The following is a 17,324-nucleotide window of genomic DNA, read 5'->3' on the forward strand; positions in this document are numbered from 1 at the left end:
CGTTTAAAATGGCATATTAAAACCCGGTGGCATACCCATGCCGCCGGTGACTTTAGCCATTTTTTCCTGAGACTGAGTTTCAACTTTACGCACAGCATCATTTACCGCTGCAGCGATCAGATCTTCAAGAACATCTTTATCTTCTTCCAGCAAACCAGGATCAATCACGACACGCTTAACATCGTGACGACCATTCATGATAATTTTTACCAGACCCGCACCAGATTCACCATTTACTTCCAAATTAGCGACTTCTGCTTGTGCTTTCTGCAGTTCTTCCTGCATCTTTTGCGCCTGCTTCATCAGGTTGCCCATGCCACCCTTCATCATACTCTTTACCTCACCTATAACGGGTCAATTGGAACAATGGAATCACGGTCTATCGTGCCATCAAAATGCGAAACTAACATCTGTACTATGCTATCACTTTCAAATGCCGAAACAGCCATCACCAAACGTTCTGCTTTTAAACGCGCAAAACATTGGCCCGGGGTTTCCCGCGATTGAACAGCGTTAATGAATTCTACCTCAATTGAGGTTTTAAAATAATCACAGAGTACATCCTGAATACGCTGCTTCTGCACGTCATCCAGTACGGCCGCCTGCTCTCTTCGATAATGGAACACCATTTTATGCTCAGACACCGACTCAAGCGATAAGTTACTGGCAATATTAGCCGTCATCCCCGTTAGACCAATCTGGCCTAACAGAATAATCCAATCCTCTTCGCGGCAATCTGTAAGCGCCGTGGGTGCTTGTGCCGTAGGTGCTTGTGCCGTAGGTGCTTTTGCCGCAGGTGCTTTTGCCGCAGGTGCTTGTGCCGCAGGTGCTTCAGATCCTATGCCAGCTTGTGTTTTTAAATCAGCGCCTGAGATGACTTCAGAATGCTGATCAGTCCGGGCATCTGCCTGCCCCTCTGCGCTGACACCTGGCTTCACTTCCGGTTGCGTTGCGGTCTTTTCGGCTGCTACTTGCTTAACTGCTACTTGTTCGGTTTGTGCTTTTTCAACCAGCGCCTCAGCGGCAAAGCTTTCAGTAGGCTCGGCCGGTGGGAGTAGTGGCTTTTTTACCGGGCTTACCTCTTCGTCAGCATCATCCGCCGGAATATCATACTCATCATACGGAGGCGGCTCTAAATCCGAAGCCGGGGCAGAAACGGGGGCCGCTAACGGCTCAGGATCAGAATCAGGCAGAGGAGCTGGAGCAGGAGCTGGAGCTGGAGCTGGAGCTGGAGCTGGCGCTGGAGCTGGAGCTGGAGAGATGGTTTGCTCTGCGGGTTCAGATTGTCCAGCATCCGATGCAGAAGGAGCAACCTCATGCTGCAATTGAACCGGCCTTGGCGCACTATCAGCCGGACGAAACGCCAGCATACGCAGCAACACCATCTCCAAACCTTCACGAGCATCCGGTACATATGGCAGATCTTTACGTCCCATCAGCGCGATCTGGTAGAACAGCTGCACATCTTCCGCGGTCAGTTGGCGTGCCAGCGCCGTCACCTGCTCCTGATCTCCCATACTGTTATCAATCGCATCCGGGATCGCCTGCGCCACCGCAACACGGTGCAACAAGCTGATGAGATCACCGAGCACGTTCATATAATCCGGAGAGAACAATGCCAATTCAGCTACGACAGCCAGTAAATTACGCGGATTATGTGCGGTTAACTCATCCAGTAACCGATAAACCAAACGCTGATCAATCGCACCCAACATCGAGCGAACATCTGCCTCGAGTACCGTGCCGCTGCCAAAAGCAATCGATTGATCGGTTAAACTCAAGGCATCACGCATCGAGCCATCGGCAGAACGCGCTAACAACCATAATGCGGGATCTTCAAAACCGACTTTTTCCTCAGCCAGTACAAACTGAAGATGCTCAACAATGCGTTCGGGAATCAGGTTCTTAAGATTAAATTGCAAACAGCGCGACAAAATAGTCACTGGCAATTTTTGCGGATCTGTCGTCGCCAACAAGAACTTAACATGTGCAGGCGGCTCTTCCAGCGTTTTCAACAAGGCGTTGAAAGAATGACTGGAGAGCATGTGTACTTCATCTATCAGGTAAACTTTAAAGCGGCCATGTGTCGGCGCATACTGCACATTCTCGAGTAGCTCGCGGGTATCTTCAACCTTGGTTCGTGACGCCGCATCCACTTCGATCAGATCAATAAAGCGTCCTTCTGCAATCTCCCGGCAGGCACTGCACTGGCCGCACGGCTCAGAGGAAACACCGACTTCACAGTTCAGGGATTTAGCAAATAAACGTGCGATTGATGTCTTACCTACTCCACGCGTACCGGTGAAAAGATAAGCATGATGCAAACGATCCTGATCGAGCGCATTAACCAACGCTTTGAGGACATGCTCCTGCCCAACCATCTCAGCAAAGCGCTTAGGACGCCACTTACGTGCAAGAACCTGATAACTCATAAATAGAAGACGCCATCACCAGAAAAACAAACGCTAATGCTACCGGTTACGGGCTGATATGGCTACCAGTTAAAGCGCATCAGCGCTGTCATTTGCATGTAAATGCCCCCTTCAATACACCGCTTGAATACCTCTTTTTGATATACCTTTTCTAAACACCGCTTCAATACACCGATTACCCGTTATCTCCTGTACAGTATTCTTGACCTTCTTTTGTGGCTGATGAGAGCAACTACAGTGAGAGATCAAAGAATTCACCCAAAACAGAGAACCCAGACAAAATAAAACCCCGGTGATTTGCATCAGCGGGGTTTCAAAACAAGACTTAAGAAATAATTACTTGTTAGCTTTACGCTCTTTCTCTTCAGCAATAACCTTCTCAGAAACTGAGTTAGGACATGCAGCGTAGTGTGAGAACTCCATAGAGAACTGACCACGACCAGAGGTCATAGTACGCAGAGATCCGATATAACCGAACATCTCAGACAGAGGCACATCAGCTTTAATACGAACGCCTGAACCTGCAGTTTCCTGACCTGAGATCATGCCACGACGACGGTTAAGGTCACCGATAACATCACCAACGTGATCTTCAGGGGAGAACACGTCAACCTTCATAATCGGCTCCAGCAATTGTGGACCCGCTTTTGGCATAGACTGACGGAAAGCGCCTTTCGCTGCGATTTCAAATGCAATCGCAGAGGAGTCAACTGCGTGATAACCACCATCGAGCAGCTCAATTTCAACGTCCAGTACAGGGAAGCCCGCCAGTGGACCTGTATTCATCATGCCCTTGAAACCCTTCTCGATAGCCGGGAAAAATTCCTTAGGTACGTTACCACCCACAACTGAAGAGGTGAACGTAAAGCCAGTGTTCTGCTCGCCCGGCTTGATGCGGTAATCGATCTTACCGTACTGACCTGAACCACCAGACTGCTTCTTATGAGTGTAAGAGTCTTCCAGAGGTATAGTGATAGTTTCACGGTAAGCAACCTGTGGCTGGCCTACGATCAGCTCAACGCCGTAGGTACGCTTCAGGATGTCTACTTTAATATCCAGGTGAAGCTCACCCATTCCTTTCAGGATGGTTTCGCCGGAATCTTCGTCAGTTTCAACGATGAAGGTAGGATCTTCTGCAACCATCTTACCGATCGCAATACCCATCTTCTCAGCTCCACCTTTATCTTTAGGTGTAACTGCAATCGAGATTACCGGCTCAGGGAATACCATGGCTTCAAGCGTACATTCGTGCTTAGGATCACAAAGTGTGTGACCTGTTTGTACGTTTTTCATACCTACGATGGCAAGAATGTCACCGGCTTGAGCAGAATCCAGCTCTTTACGCTGATCAGCTTCCATTTCACACATACGACCAATGCGCTCAGTTTTACCTGTAAACGAGTTCAGGATGGTGTCGCCTTTTTTCAACTTACCAGAGTAAACACGAATAAAGGTCAGAGCGCCGAAACGATCCTCCATGATCTTAAATGCCAGTGCGCGGAAAGGCTCATCAACGGAAACAGTTGCAACCTGACCTGTTGGCTCGCCGAATTCATCCGTCAGATCTTGTGGGATAACATCTGTTGGGCTTGGCAGATAATCTACAACCGCATCAAGAATAAGCTGGATGCCTTTGTTCTTGAATGCAGAGCCACAGTATGTTGGGAAGAAATTAAGATCACGAGTACCCTCACGGATACAACGCTTGATATCTTCCATAGAAGGTTCTTCACCGTCCATGTAAGCCATCATCAGATCGTCATCCAGCTCTACAGCTGTTTCGATCAACTGCTCACGGTACATTTCAACATCGTCTACCATGTCGGCCGGGATGTCTTTGATCTCGTAGTTCTCAGGAAGACCCGTGTCATCCCAAACGAAAGCCTGGCGAGTTAGCAGGTCAACAACACCGACGAAGTCTTCTTCACGACCAATAGGAAGAACCATGATGAGTGGCTTAGCAGCCAGTACTTTCTCAACCTGATCTACAACGCGGTGGAAGTCAGCGCCCATACGGTCTAGCTTGTTTACGAAGATGATACGGGAAACACCCGACTCATCAGCATAACGCCAGTTAGTTTCTGACTGAGGCTCAACACCACCAGAACCACAGAACACACCAATACCACCATCCAGTACTTTCAAAGAACGATAAACTTCTACAGTGAAGTCAACGTGCCCTGGAGTATCGATGATGTTCATGCGGTGATCTTTCCAGAAAGTGGTGATCGCCGCTGACTGGATAGTTATTCCCCGCTCAGCTTCCTGCTCCATGAAGTCAGTAGTAGATTCACCATCGTGAACCTCACCTGTCTTATGGATTTTACCTGTCAGCTTCAGGATACGTTCGGTAGTGGTCGTTTTTCCCGCGTCTACGTGGGCAAAAATACCGATGTTACGGTAGTGTGATAAGTCAGACATTTCTTCACTCGAATGTTAGGGGGCATAAAATGCGCATTATAATACAGGATTTTGAACGTAATTGTGGAGGCTTTCCGTAGAAGAAAAGCTCTTTTTTTAGAAAAAGGGTATATTCTCGCCAAAAAATCGCGGACTCAACACCTTGCAGGCTTCCAACGTGCTGTTTTTATATCAACTCTATCAGCAGGCCAAGCACCGATCTTTCTCCTGACGGGTACATTCCTGCAAAACTGACACACTACTCTCTTTAGTAAATGCTCTTAATCCAGATTACATGTTGTGCTTTTTCTGAACAATACCATTTTGCTGCTGTACTTCACGCACAAACTTCACAATGGCTGCCATATCTGAAAAACCAACCCCTTCTTGAGGGGGCATATTTCCATAGGGCCAATGATGTTGTTGTACGCCGTTTCGCACAGCGGAATAAAAAGACTGATTAGAATGATGCCCGGGATTATAAAGGGCATGAATCAACGGAGGTCCCTGAAGAGATCCTTCACCATTATTACCATGGCATGCGGCACACGTATTATTAAAAGCCAACTGCCCCTTTTGCGCCGCAGCCGTCAAAGCCCCCACCTTAACATTCACATGGCCATTAAAATGCTCTGCCAACGCAAAGGGACTATTCAACAAAAGACCCACTACAAATATCCCGATTACCCCTTCTCTCTTGTACATTATTGTTAACCTTCTTTCGTGGCTGATGTGAGCAACTCAAGTGAGTGATTAAAGTGAATGACTATCGTTAATGACTAGTGGCTATGCTATCCATATCCGGGTTAATGATGTCCGGGATCATTTTCTCCACGTGCGGTCAGTATCTGATATTGAGCCGCCGTCAGTTCAGGCAAACGCTTGAGAAAAGCCACCATGTTCCAGATACGCACATCATCATGCCCCGGGCCCCACGCAGGCATTCCGGATGCCTTAATACCATGCTTAATAATCCAGAAATTTCGCTGATCGACTGCTTTTTCATCAGCCGCAGTCAGTGTACTATCTGCTAAGTTTGGCGGTACCGGATACAATCCTAAGGTAAAATCACTTTCCTTTTGATCCGGTTTAAGATGACAGCCAGCACACATATCATTGTAGTCGGCACCGCCTTTGAGTAAGCGATCCACTGAACTAAGATCCGACGGCACCTCAATGTCCTTAGAGGCACTAGCGATCGAATTCTCACGCAATGTCTCTAACACCCAGGTGGTAATATCATGGTGAGGATCATCGGCACCCATGGGGTATAAACCCGAGTAGATAAACGCCACGCCTCCTATCACGGTAGCTCCTATCATTGCTCCCGCCACTGCTATCAGCCGCTTGAAACACCCTCCCTTTTTATTTAAAACTGTCATCGGATAATCTCCCGTCAGTAGCCACCCCTGCCGCTCTCGCGGCAGGGGCATACTCAAGTAACCATTTATAAAATGCTATGTTAAGAAGCTATATTAAGTAGCTATTTTTATTTGATTACTGTTTTCATTTGTTTACTGCTTGTATTTATTACTTAGCGGGAGCCTGCATATGCTCACCCGCCTTATCAGCACCGGTCATCGGTTCGCCATGACTATTGCCATGTCCATGAGGTGCGCTCTCTGTTTCTGCTGAGCCATGCATGCTACTCATGCACTGCTGCATCATCGCCATGACAACAGGATCATTCATATCCATTTTGCTATGATCCATGCTGCTCATCGCGGCACAGTCTGGATTCTCTGCCTTTTCCATATGCTCTTTAGGACTATGGGCCTGTGCAGAAAACGCCAGCATGAGTGCAGGTACAGCAATCAATACGCCAAGTTGTTTGTTCTTCATGATTAACTCCTGAATATCTTAAAAATATATTATTTTTACGTTGATAAAGCCTGTTATAACCAAAACCTCATACCTACGACATAACGTGTATCACGAATAGACTCATCAGCGGCCCTGGCAATATCCGCCGTTTGGCCCAGCTTACTTGTCCACTCGACACCCACATAAGGTGCGAACTGACGTGTGATTTCGTAGCGTAACCTTAATCCAAGCGAGGCATCCGACAACCCCTCACCTAATCCGTTTTCGACATCATTCTTCCCATATAAACTCAGTTCAGCGCTCGGTTGTAAAACCAACCGCTGGCTAAGCAATAACTCATATTCGGCCTCAACTGAGACAGCCGTACGGCCACTTTCTCCAATATAAGCAGTCATATCTAGCTCAAACCAGTAGGGAGCCAGCCCCTGTAACCCAACAGCAAGCCATTGTCGGCCCACACCCTCATCGTATTGATCAAATCGTATGCCCCATTGCGTATCGAAGAAAGTACTGTAAGCATGGCTCCAGAGAATATCTGTCTGGCTTTCTTCTAAACGTCCGTTAGCGACATCACCTTCAAATTTCACATACAGGCGGTCATATGTGGAGCCATACCAGCCTCGCACATCAAACACACCGGTATCACTATCAGAATCGTATTCGACACGATCACCCTGAATCGCCCAAAATTTATGTTCGTCAGCCAGTTTTAGCAGACGTGGACCTCCTAATGCATACGGCCCCTCTTCCAAAGTATAGCCACCTGAATAGGCATGTGGGTCACGCGCCCCAACTTTAGCCGTTTTTGCCTGAGCCATTTCAGCGTGATTCATCTCAGCCCTAACCATCAAAGGACTGCTAATCATTACGAACACAGCCATTATTGCCAGCGGCTTTATCACTTCAACATTCATTAATCGTTTCATGACACCACCACTTCGCGGAACATCCCCGCATCCATATGAAAAAGAAGATGGCAATGCCAGGCCCAGCGCCCAAAATCATGCGGCGTTGTTAAAAAACTAACCCGTTGGGCGGGTTGCACAGAGATAGTATGACGACGGACTAGCAAATCGCCCTCGCCAGACTCCATATCACTCCACATACCATGCAAGTGCATGGGATGAGTCATCATAGTGTCATTCTGCAAAATAACCCGTATCCGCTCTCCATGACGCATCGATACCGGCGTACTCTTTCCAAACTCAAGTCCATCTATTGACCAGCTATAACGTTCCATATTGCCGGTCAGATGCAGCTCTATCTCCCGCGTCGGTGCACGATCATCATCTAGTACACCATTAATTGAACGTAAATCAGCCTGTGTTAATACACGCCGGCCATTATTACGCAGCCCGATACCCGGGTCATCCAAATTAGTACGTGGCGTATCCACACGCATATCGACAGACGGGCCATATTCCGTGCTTGCATGGCGAACCGTTTGTGAAGGTTTCTCCAAAGGATTCGGTGACATGCCATGCTGGCTGTGATCCATAGTACTGTTTTTCATCGGGCTATGATCCATACCAGGCTTCATCGCTGGTATGTGATGACCCATTGCGCTGTGATCCATTGAACCATGATTCATCGCACTGTGATCCATACCTGACTTCACCGCTGGTATGTCATGACCCATTGCGCTGTGATCCATTGAACCATGATTCATCGCACTGTGATCCATACCTGACTTCATCGCTGGTATGTGATGACCCATTGCGCTGTGATCCATTGAACCATGATTCATCGCACTGTGATCCATACCTGACTTCACCGCTGGTTTCGTAGCAGCATTGTCCATGCTATGTCCCATTGCACCGTGATCCATTGAACCATGAATCATTGCTCCCATCATGTCGGTCATTGCCAACCACTCAACGGGGTCAAGCTCTGGCACAGGAGCAACAAGCCCCGGACGAACCGACAAGGTGCCGCTAGCGTAACCTGATCGATCCATGCTTTGTGCAAAAATGCTGTACGCATCACCTTCAGGTTCAACAACAACGTCGTACGTTTCACCGGGACCAAAGCGAAATTCATCGACGCTAACCGGTTTCACGTTCTGACCATCGGCCTGCACAACACTCAGGCTCAATCCAGGGATGCGAACATCATAAAAAGTATTACTGGAGCCATTGATAAAGCGCAGTCGCACACGCTCACCTTTATTGAATAATCCGTTCCAGTTGCCCGCAGGCGTCATACCGTTCATCAGATAGGTAAAGGTTGCCGCTGAAAGATCCGCTAAATCAGTAGGATTCATGCGCATCTGGTTCCACATCCGGCGTTTTTCAAAAGCACCTTTCATTCCAATGCTGGACGCATCTTGTAAAAAGTCACCAACTACCGGTTGATTGAAGTTATAAACATCACTTTGTACCTTCAATTTGGAAAAAGCAGACATAGGATTTTCGTCGGTCCAGTCTGATAGCTGTACGACATGATCCTGATCTGCCTGAATCGACTCACCTTCGCGCGGCTCAACAATGAGTGCGCCGTACATTCCGGTCATCTCCTGAAAACCACTATGCGAGTGGTACCAGTATGTACCACTTTGTTTTAACGTAAAGCGGTACTCAAAGGTCTCTCCCGGTGCTATACCGCGAAAACTTATTCCTGGCACACCATCCATTTCGTAAGGAAGGATAATCCCATGCCAATGTATGGAGGTAGCAACGGAAAGACGGTTACTCACACGAATTGTCACCTCATCACCTTCACGCAAACGCAGGGTAGGTGCCGGAATCGATCCATTGATAGTGGTTGCCATGCGTCTGACACCGGTAAAACTCACAGCTGTTTCAGCAATAACCAAAGTGATTAGCTGGCCGCTCAGCACCGGCGCTGAGCCCAGGCGGGTATCATTAGTGTTGGCAGAAAGTAGCCTCGGCATTGCCGATAAGACACCACCCGCTGCCAGGCCCTTTACAAAAAGCCGTCGCGTCAAACGAGGGCGAGAAATTAACGCAGGTTCGTCTTGTTTCATGCTAACTTATGCTCCGATGCTACCGCCTACCACGCTATTATTTATTAAGTGACTGCTAACGTGTTAAAAAGCTCCTTGTCACTTGTCATATATCAAGTTTCTTACTCTAACGCCTCATCTCTGACAACCACATGACCCAAAGATGACAAAGTTGTAATCTGCGAGTCATCTAGGGGTGAACTTCCGTGGACTAAACTTACGCTAAATGTGAGATAAACTTGCGCTAAACTAGCCCCCATTTTTTGAGGCAGGAGATAAGCCGTGCGACTTCTTGTGGTCGAAGACGAAGTAAAAACCGGTGATTATGTACGTCAAGGGCTGACAGAAGCGGGGTTTATGATCACATTGGCTCGTAATGGTCTGGATGGCTACCATCTGGCAATGACAGAGCAATTCGAGTTAATCATTCTCGATGTGATGCTACCTGATGTCGACGGATGGCGAATTCTCAGGTCATTTCGCGAAGCCGGACACCAAACACCGGTATTATTTCTCACTGCTCGTGACAGTGTTGATGATCGCGTCAAAGGACTGGAACTAGGCGCTGATGACTACCTTGTTAAACCTTTTGCATTTGCCGAACTGCTCGCCAGAATTCGTACCTTACTACGTCGGGGGTCTGGCTCCAATTTAGCAAGCCAACTGACCATAGCCGACCTGATACTCGACTTACCCCGGCGTCGCGCCACTCGTTCGGGTAAAAAAATTGCACTGAGCCAGAAAGAGTTTTCACTTCTCGAATTGTTGGTACGCCGCCAGAGTGAAGTACTGCCACGTACCTTAATTGCATCCGAAGTATGGGATATGAACTTTGACAGCGATACTAATGTAATCGATGTGGCCATTCGCAGATTACGCGCAAAAGTAGATGACAATTTTGAACCTAAACTTATCCACACCGTTCGTGGTATGGGTTACAAACTGGATTGGGAAGATGGTGATGCTTGCGGGTAACGCCCGCCCTATTTCATTCACACTGCGTGTGTTGCTATTTGTCAGCCTCGCCACAGGACTCAGCCTGTTTCTCACAGCCTCTCTGGTCATATCGTCAGTCAATCACCACTTTATGGAGCAGGATGCTGCTGAGCTGCAGGTGATTAATCAATCGATAGAAAACATCCGATATTGCCCACGAATTACGTACACCGTTAACCAATCTGATCACTCAAACGCAAGTGACGCTTAACAAAAGCAGAGAGCCCGAAACCTATAGAGAACTGATCTATTCCAACTTAGAGGAGCTTGAGCGTTTAACAAAAATGGTCGGCGACATGCTGTGGCTCGCCAAATGCGATAATGACCTGATCAAACCAGTGATGCAGCCATTAGATTTAACAGAAAAGGTTGTCGTTCAACTCGAAACACCGACTGACAACATGGCGCGTATTTCAATTGCTAACTCTGGTATGAATATTCCAGCGAAACATCTATCCAGGCTATTTGATTGGTTTTATCGGGTCGATCCTTCCCGCCAACAACAAAGTGAAGGAGCAGGACTGGGACTGGCGATCACTAAATCCATTATTGAATCCCACGGAGGTAGCATTTCTGTTCACTCTGATAACGATGCCGTTACTTTCTCTGCCTTATTACCCCGTCAAAAGCAAAGCGACACCCCTGTAACGCCGAAACAGTTTACGTCCGCCAAAAGCCACTAGCGAACGCAACGAGGCCGACAAAAAAGCGCGCCTTACTTAGCTGGCACCTCTGCTCTTAAATGAAGAATCGTGCCTACCGTTCGATTCCAGTTAGCGGCGCATTCAGGCCCGCAACGCTTTGCCCAACGTGGCAAGATCACATCTGCGGCCACCTTATCGCGCTTGATAAGATCAGCCTCAGAAGGCTCGACTAAAACCATATTGCCCGTTTCACCCAGCGAACAAGGCCCGACAGACAAACAAGCCAGCGCTATGGCATCTTCGGTGGCGGTTTCCTGCCACATATTGTCGGTTAAGGTTGAAATTTCTGTCTGCAGGAGTGCTTGTTGAGACTCACTCAACAGGTTCCATTTATTGATATTTATAGCACCGAATGCCAGTCCCCAGCCAACCCGCAGAGTAAATCCATACGGTGTTAACTTATACAACTTTGCGGTATACGCTGACATGGTCCCGGTGATCACACAGTCAACCCTATCTTTTGCCAGAGCGTCGGGCACATCGTGATAGGCGACGCTTACCGGAATAGCACCAACCCCTTCGACAAAATCGCCAAGCGTTGTTAAAAATACCCGGATCCGCTTTCCTTTCAGATCTTCAATACTGTTCACTGGATTCTTGCACCAGATCATCTGACTGGGGAATGGATACAGCATCATCAGTTTAGCATTGTATTTTTCTGAAAAGGCACGCTCCAACGTTGGGAAATATGCAGCGGCAACTTTTCTCTGCACACCAATATGCTGCACCAGAGATGACAAATCCGCTCCTTCAAAAATTTCGCTTTCCTGCATGGCATAAGCAGGTAGCCCAAAGGCAAAATCAAATACACCATTCTTAAGCAGGTGCATGATTTCAAAACCGCGCAGGCCCAGCTCATCTTGTGGTTTTATCTCCCCAACTATCTCTCCAGCCGTGACATCTGCAATATGCTGATTCCAGAAGGGACCTTCATGTTTTGGATAATTGCTGAAGTATCCCCAGGTCCCTACCCCCTTGATAATGATAGTATCATTCGCTATCAACAGGCCGCTCATAGCCGACATCAGCACAACAAGAAAGAGTGAGACTGAGTAATTCTTTAACGTTTTAATAAACACCGGCTTATCAAAGCCCCTGAGTAGTGAGTTAATTGAATATCCAGAGTAGCTGGTATTTTAGCACTTGACTATAACCGCTTAAGCAAGCAGGTTATGGCAATATAGCTGCGGCAGACAAAGCTGACGCGCCTGATACAGCCCCCCTTAGCTAATGACTTAATTACTGTGTTCCTCTATGGCTGCTTAATTTCAAATTAATCTCTGAAGTGACTATTATGTCAAATAGGTTTATCAAGGCATATTTTTTATGAAAAGTAGTTATCGGTTGGGAATTCGCGGCCGTTTTTTCCTCGCGTTTGGCGCATTGAGTGCCTTCATCATACTCGCCAGCATTGTCAACTGGGTGTCGTATAACCGCCTTGGCAATGAATTGAACAGTGTGGTGGAGGGTAATATCCGCACGCTGAGTTCGATAGCCGATTTAAAAGAGCTAGGCACTAAAATAACCCTGATATCACCAAACTTATTGGCGGCGAAAGATGAACAGAGTCGTCTGGAAATTCGCCAGGAACTAAACCTTTATATAACCAGTATGGCTGATTTACTGTCGAACATTTCCGCCGTTACTCAAGATAACAAGGCACAAAAAGTCCTCCTTGAGCAGACTGAACTGTTGAAAAAAACACTCGCTGAACTTGATAGCAATGTATCAGAAAAACAGGATATTCAGCAGAAAAAAATAGCAGAAAACCAACTTCTCAGATGGATATCATCGAATTTCTTGAGCGATATAAACACACTAACAGAGAGTGTGCAGCTCAATCTTTTTAACCGCTTCAACCAGGATTTTCCTGATTCCTGGATGCCCATCGACAACATCAGTGAACAAACCGTTAGCGAAATAAATGCTGATTTACAAAGAGTGTATCGCATCAAGGCTGATGTTAATCTTCTGATCAATTTAGTCGACCGGGCACAGCACTTGCCCGACCTGAATTCACTTATTGCTACCCAAATTCACTCTGATGAAATCATCCAGCGTATCCAATATGACCTTGAGGCGGTGGATAGTTTACGTGGTGTACAACCCTTAAAAGAAACCGTGGTGGATATTATTTCTCTGTCGAGGGGACAAAACAATATGTTTACCCTACGCAGTCAGGAACGTGTGATCCTGGAGTCAGGCAGGATGTTACTCACCCAGGTCCAGGAAGAGCTTGGCCAGTTAAACCAACTGATTGCAATACAGACAGAAAAAACCGAAAAAGCGGCCCAAAGTTCGGTTTACAATGCCCGCGAAACCATCAAAACAGGGCGGACCTGGATGCTGTTAATGGTCACCGCGAGTCTATTGTTTTCTATTCTGGTTGTCTGGCTATATGTTGGCCGTAATATGGTGGCAAGAATTACCAGCCTGGATGCCAGCATGCGCTCAATTGCAAATGGCAATCTGGAAGAGCAAGTACAGGTAAAAGGCAATGATGAAATTGGCGCAATGGCACGTTCCCTGGTCAGCTTTCGGGATCAACTTTCCACGTTTCAGGAAGAGCTGGTACAAGCCGGAAAACTGGCGGCACTCGGTCAGTTATCAGCGGGCATTGCCCATGAAATTAATCAACCGCTGTCGGCCATCGGGCATTATTCACATAATGGTCTGCGTTTACTTCACGCTGGACGCCTGCAGGAAGCTGAGAAAAATTTAAACCAGATATCCAATTTGACCAAACGCGCCACCACGATTATTACACGCCTTAAATCTTTAGCACGTAAACAGCAAAATAATCTGGTTGTCGTCGATCTGCAGCGCGTGGTTGATAACGTCCTGATCATGCTTGAAGGTGATGAGGTCAGGAAATTAACCAACATAGAAGTAGTTTTCCCCATGCAGAATAACCTGGTCCATGCAGACCCTGTACAACTTGAGCAGGTTGTCCTTAACCTGGTTACCAATGCGCTGGATGCCATTGCCGATCAAGCAAAAAAACTGATTCGTATTGAATGTCTGCATAACAACGACCGGTTAGAAATTTATGTAAGGGACAATGGACCCGGGGTTAGTAAAGAGCTACGCGAGAATATTTTTGAGCCGTTTTTTACGACGAAACGACGCGGCCAGAGCCTGGGACTCGGCTTATCTATTTCTTTTAACATAATTAATAATTTTGCTGGAAAGCTGACAGTAGATGACGGCTCGGACAGCGGCGCGTCATTTTGTATCCAGTTACCCGAATACCGGAGAAGCAAGTCATGAAATCAGCCATGAAGGATGATCAGGTAATCGTCATAGATGATGAATCAGACAGCGGCGCATCATTCTGTATCCTGCTACTAACCGAATACCGGAGAAGCAAGCCATGAGCTCAGCCATACATGATGGCCAGATAATCGTCATCGATGATGAAGAAATAGTACGCGAATCAATGATGCAGACGCTCCAGTTGGAAGGCTATGACGCTATCGCTTTTGAAAATCCGCTTGACGCTATAGCCGAGTGCTCCACAAACTGGCGGGGCGTGATTATCTGTGACGTGCGCATGCATAGCATGGATGGTCTTGAAGTCTTGCAGCAAGTACTTGACATAGACCCCGAGATTCCGGTCATCATGTTTAGTGGTCATTCCGACATAGCCATTGCAATTCAAGCAATCAGAATGGGTGCTTACGACTTTCTGGAAAAAACAGATGATCCTCAACACCATCTCAACACGGTGCAGCGAGCCTGGAAAAAGCGCCAGTTGGTACTGGAAAATCGCGCTTTACGGCAGGTGATTCAAGGACAGCACGAAATTGATAACCGCTTGGTTGGCCAGACAGCATCCATGTTGCGTCTTCGACAAACCGTTTTACAGCTAGCCCAGGTCGATGTAGACCTAATTATCAATGGTGCTACGGGTACCGGTAAGGAAGTGGTCGCCCAGTGCCTGCATGATTTCAGTCCCAGAGCAAAAAAAGCCTTTGTCGCACTTAATTGTGGTGCACTGACTGAATCCATCATAGAAAGCGAGTTATTTGGCCATGAAGCCGGCGCATTTACCGGCGCACAAAAAAGGCGGATAGGTAAGATAGAGTACGCCAGCGGTGGTACCTTGTTTCTGGATGAAATAGAAAGCATGCCGGCTTCTCTTCAGGTACGGCTGTTAAGGGTATTGCAGGAGCGGACTCTGCAACGCCTCGGTGGTAATGCAGATATCGATATCGATATCCGGGTTATTGCTGCCTCTAAAATTGACCTGCGCGAAGCCTCTGATCAAGGAACATTCAGAGAAGACCTATACTACCGCCTCAATGTTGCGCGTATTGATATCCCTGCTCTTGATCAACGCAAGGCTGATATCCCTGTTTTATTCAGCCATTTTGCAGAACAAGCGAACCAGCGTTTCGCTCGTGAGAGTCAGGCTGTGCCTGAACCCTTCTTACGGCAGTTAAGCATGCAGTCATGGCCTGGCAATGTCCGGGAATTACGCAATGCTGCAGAACGTTGGGTGCTGGGGTTACCTTCGGCGCACGAAAGCAGCGTTGATACCGACATTCATCAGGCAACGAAAGAGGGCAATCTGGACGAACTGGTTGCCAGTTATGAGGAGGAGGTTATTTTAGCGGCGCTGAAGGCTAACAAGGGTCATGTAGAATTGACTGCCCAGGCACTTGATATTCCCCGCAAAAAGCTCTATCTGCGCATGAAAAAGTATGGACTGGATCGCAGCGACTTTACAGACAATTGAATTTACCGCCGATTGATTTTACAGCCCAAAGACGTGAACGATGAACGATTTGAGAGCGGCGTGTGTTAAAACTGACTCACCATGCCGATTTTTTTTGGGTCAAAACTGACCCATAAGAGATATTTACACTAACACCCAACCATTCAACTATTTGTTTTTTAACAATATTATTTACATCTGAAAGTATGGTACGGGGCTTGCTATATAGAAAGACAGCAAATGCCATTGGTATCGCTAACAAACTTTTATTTGGAGAATAATAATGAAATTTGTACCCAACCGAGCCGCAATCCTGATTGCATCCTTACTGACTCTCGGATCTGCGGGCAGCGCTTTCGCAGAAACGCAATGGCATATGCCAACGCCGTATGGCGATACTAATCTTCCGACTCAGATCGCCTACCAGTTTGCCGAAGAGATCAAAAGCAACACCGCTGGCGAGTTAGATATCGTTGTCCATTCCGGTGCTTCGCTGATCAAGCATCCTGAAATTCCACGCGCAGTCAGAACCGGTCAGGTTCAGTTGGGAGAGGTTTTTATCGGTATTATGGGTAATACCCACCCGGTCTTCAAACACGATAACATCCCCTTCCTGGCAACAACCTACGATAGCGCCGAGAAACTCTGGAGTGCAGCCAAACCAGAAGTCGAAAAGCAGCTTAAAAAAGAAGGCATGATGCTGTTGTACACCGTTGCATGGCCTGCCCAGAGTCTTTACACCAAAGTACCTGTTAACACACTGGCTGATATCTCAGGGTTAAAAATGCGAGCCTACAGCCCATCAACTTCCCGCTTGGCTGATTTGATGAATACCTCACCAACAACAGTGCAGGTACCAGAGATCCCACAAGCGTTCAGTACCGGTATTATCGATGCGATGGTCACTTCGCCTTCCACGGGCGTAAACGGTCAGGCATGGGATTATCTGAGTCATTACACAGATATCCGTGCCTGGATCCCAAAGAATGTGGTTGTCGTCAACACCCGCTCTTTCAAGCGCCTGGATAAAAAGACCCAACAGGTCATTCTTGATGCTGCCGCGAATGCCGAAGCCAAAGGTTGGGCGGGTGTCAGAATTAAAGCACTGGAAGATACGCAAATCTTAGCAGATAAAGGCATTATCGTGTCTGAACCATCCGAAGAGCTGATTGCTGAGCTGAATAAAATCGGCGCTACCATGATCGAAGAGTGGAAAGCTGAAGCACCTGAAGTTGAAGCTATTCTTACAACCTTCAATCAGTAATCAACGACGCCAACCGGCC

15 protein-coding genes are annotated in these 17,324 nt (G+C 47.4%); 6 read left to right on the plus strand and 9 right to left on the minus strand.

Annotation, left to right across the window (positions count from 1 at the left end; all coding sequences use genetic code 11):
• Positions 1-3 precede the first annotated feature (3 nt).
• The 8 genes from ABY436_RS01595 to ABY436_RS01630 form a co-directional block, all read right to left on the minus strand.
• Positions 4-330 carry a YbaB/EbfC family nucleoid-associated protein gene (locus tag ABY436_RS01595; RefSeq protein ID WP_372737276.1) on the minus strand — a complete coding sequence of 109 codons (327 nt, stop codon included), beginning with the start codon at positions 328-330 and terminating at the stop codon, positions 4-6.
• 14 nt (positions 331-344) lie between these two features.
• Complete coding sequence (gene dnaX / locus ABY436_RS01600) at positions 345-2,432, minus strand: DNA polymerase III subunit gamma/tau (protein ID WP_372737277.1); 2,088 nt, start codon at positions 2,430-2,432, stop codon at positions 345-347.
• Between the two features lie 336 nt (positions 2,433-2,768).
• The gene (gene fusA, locus ABY436_RS01605) at positions 2,769-4,853 is read right to left on the minus strand and encodes an elongation factor G (RefSeq protein ID WP_372737278.1); all 2,085 of its coding nucleotides are present in this window, start codon (positions 4,851-4,853) and stop codon (positions 2,769-2,771) included.
• Between the two features lie 270 nt (positions 4,854-5,123).
• Entirely contained in the window at positions 5,124-5,537 is a 414-nt protein-coding gene (locus ABY436_RS01610; RefSeq protein WP_372737279.1) for a cytochrome c, read from the minus strand.
• A 101-nt stretch (positions 5,538-5,638) separates the two neighbouring features.
• Entirely contained in the window at positions 5,639-6,214 is a 576-nt protein-coding gene (locus ABY436_RS01615; protein WP_372737280.1) for a cytochrome c, read from the minus strand.
• Positions 6,215-6,362: 148 nt separating this feature from the next.
• A complete protein-coding gene (locus tag ABY436_RS01620; RefSeq protein ID WP_372737281.1) occupies positions 6,363-6,674 on the minus strand; it encodes a hypothetical protein in 312 nt (103 codons plus the stop codon).
• 53 nt (positions 6,675-6,727) lie between these two features.
• Positions 6,728-7,582 (minus strand): copper resistance protein B, encoded by an 855-nt coding sequence (locus ABY436_RS01625; protein ID WP_372737282.1) that lies wholly within the window; start codon positions 7,580-7,582, stop codon positions 6,728-6,730.
• Entirely contained in the window at positions 7,579-9,642 is a 2,064-nt protein-coding gene (locus tag ABY436_RS01630; RefSeq protein WP_372737283.1) for a copper resistance system multicopper oxidase, read from the minus strand. The genes ABY436_RS01625 and ABY436_RS01630 overlap by 4 nt, the downstream gene beginning before the upstream one ends.
• A 261-nt stretch (positions 9,643-9,903) precedes the next feature.
• Here ABY436_RS01630 and ABY436_RS01635 point away from each other — a divergent pair, with 261 nt between their 5' ends.
• From ABY436_RS01635 to ABY436_RS01645, 3 genes are read left to right on the plus strand one after another with little or no spacing between them, the layout of a single operon-like run.
• Positions 9,904-10,596, plus strand: coding sequence for a heavy metal response regulator transcription factor (locus ABY436_RS01635; protein WP_372737284.1), 693 nt, complete (start codon positions 9,904-9,906; stop codon positions 10,594-10,596).
• Positions 10,583-10,828 carry a hypothetical protein gene (locus ABY436_RS01640; protein ID WP_372737285.1) on the plus strand — a complete coding sequence of 82 codons (246 nt, stop codon included), beginning with the start codon at positions 10,583-10,585 and terminating at the stop codon, positions 10,826-10,828. Before ABY436_RS01635 ends, ABY436_RS01640 begins: the two co-directional genes overlap by 14 nt.
• Complete coding sequence (locus ABY436_RS01645; protein ID WP_372737286.1) at positions 10,818-11,300, plus strand: ATP-binding protein; 483 nt, start codon at positions 10,818-10,820, stop codon at positions 11,298-11,300. Before ABY436_RS01640 ends, ABY436_RS01645 begins: the two co-directional genes overlap by 11 nt.
• Before the next feature lie 32 nt (positions 11,301-11,332).
• Here the strand turns inward: ABY436_RS01645 and ABY436_RS01650 are convergent, their stop codons facing one another.
• Complete coding sequence (locus ABY436_RS01650) at positions 11,333-12,400, minus strand: TRAP transporter substrate-binding protein (RefSeq protein WP_372737287.1); 1,068 nt, start codon at positions 12,398-12,400, stop codon at positions 11,333-11,335.
• A 247-nt stretch (positions 12,401-12,647) separates the two neighbouring features.
• Between ABY436_RS01650 and ABY436_RS01655 the strand changes: the two genes are divergently transcribed.
• The 3 genes from ABY436_RS01655 to ABY436_RS01665 all read left to right on the plus strand — a co-directional run bounded on the left by ABY436_RS01655 (position 12,648) and on the right by ABY436_RS01665 (position 17,305).
• Entirely contained in the window at positions 12,648-14,591 is a 1,944-nt protein-coding gene (locus tag ABY436_RS01655) for an ATP-binding protein (protein WP_372737288.1), read from the plus strand.
• Positions 14,592-14,694: 103 nt separating this feature from the next.
• On the plus strand, positions 14,695-16,062 hold the full coding sequence (locus ABY436_RS01660) for a sigma-54-dependent transcriptional regulator (protein ID WP_372737289.1): 1,368 nt from the start codon (positions 14,695-14,697) through the stop codon (positions 16,060-16,062).
• A gap of 262 nt (positions 16,063-16,324) precedes the next feature.
• A complete protein-coding gene (locus ABY436_RS01665; RefSeq protein ID WP_372737290.1) occupies positions 16,325-17,305 on the plus strand; it encodes a TRAP transporter substrate-binding protein in 981 nt (326 codons plus the stop codon).
• Positions 17,306-17,324: the final 19 nt, after the last annotated feature.

Source organism: Neptunomonas sp., assembly GCF_041601355.1.
GTDB lineage: Bacteria > Pseudomonadota > Gammaproteobacteria > Pseudomonadales > Balneatricaceae > Neptunomonas.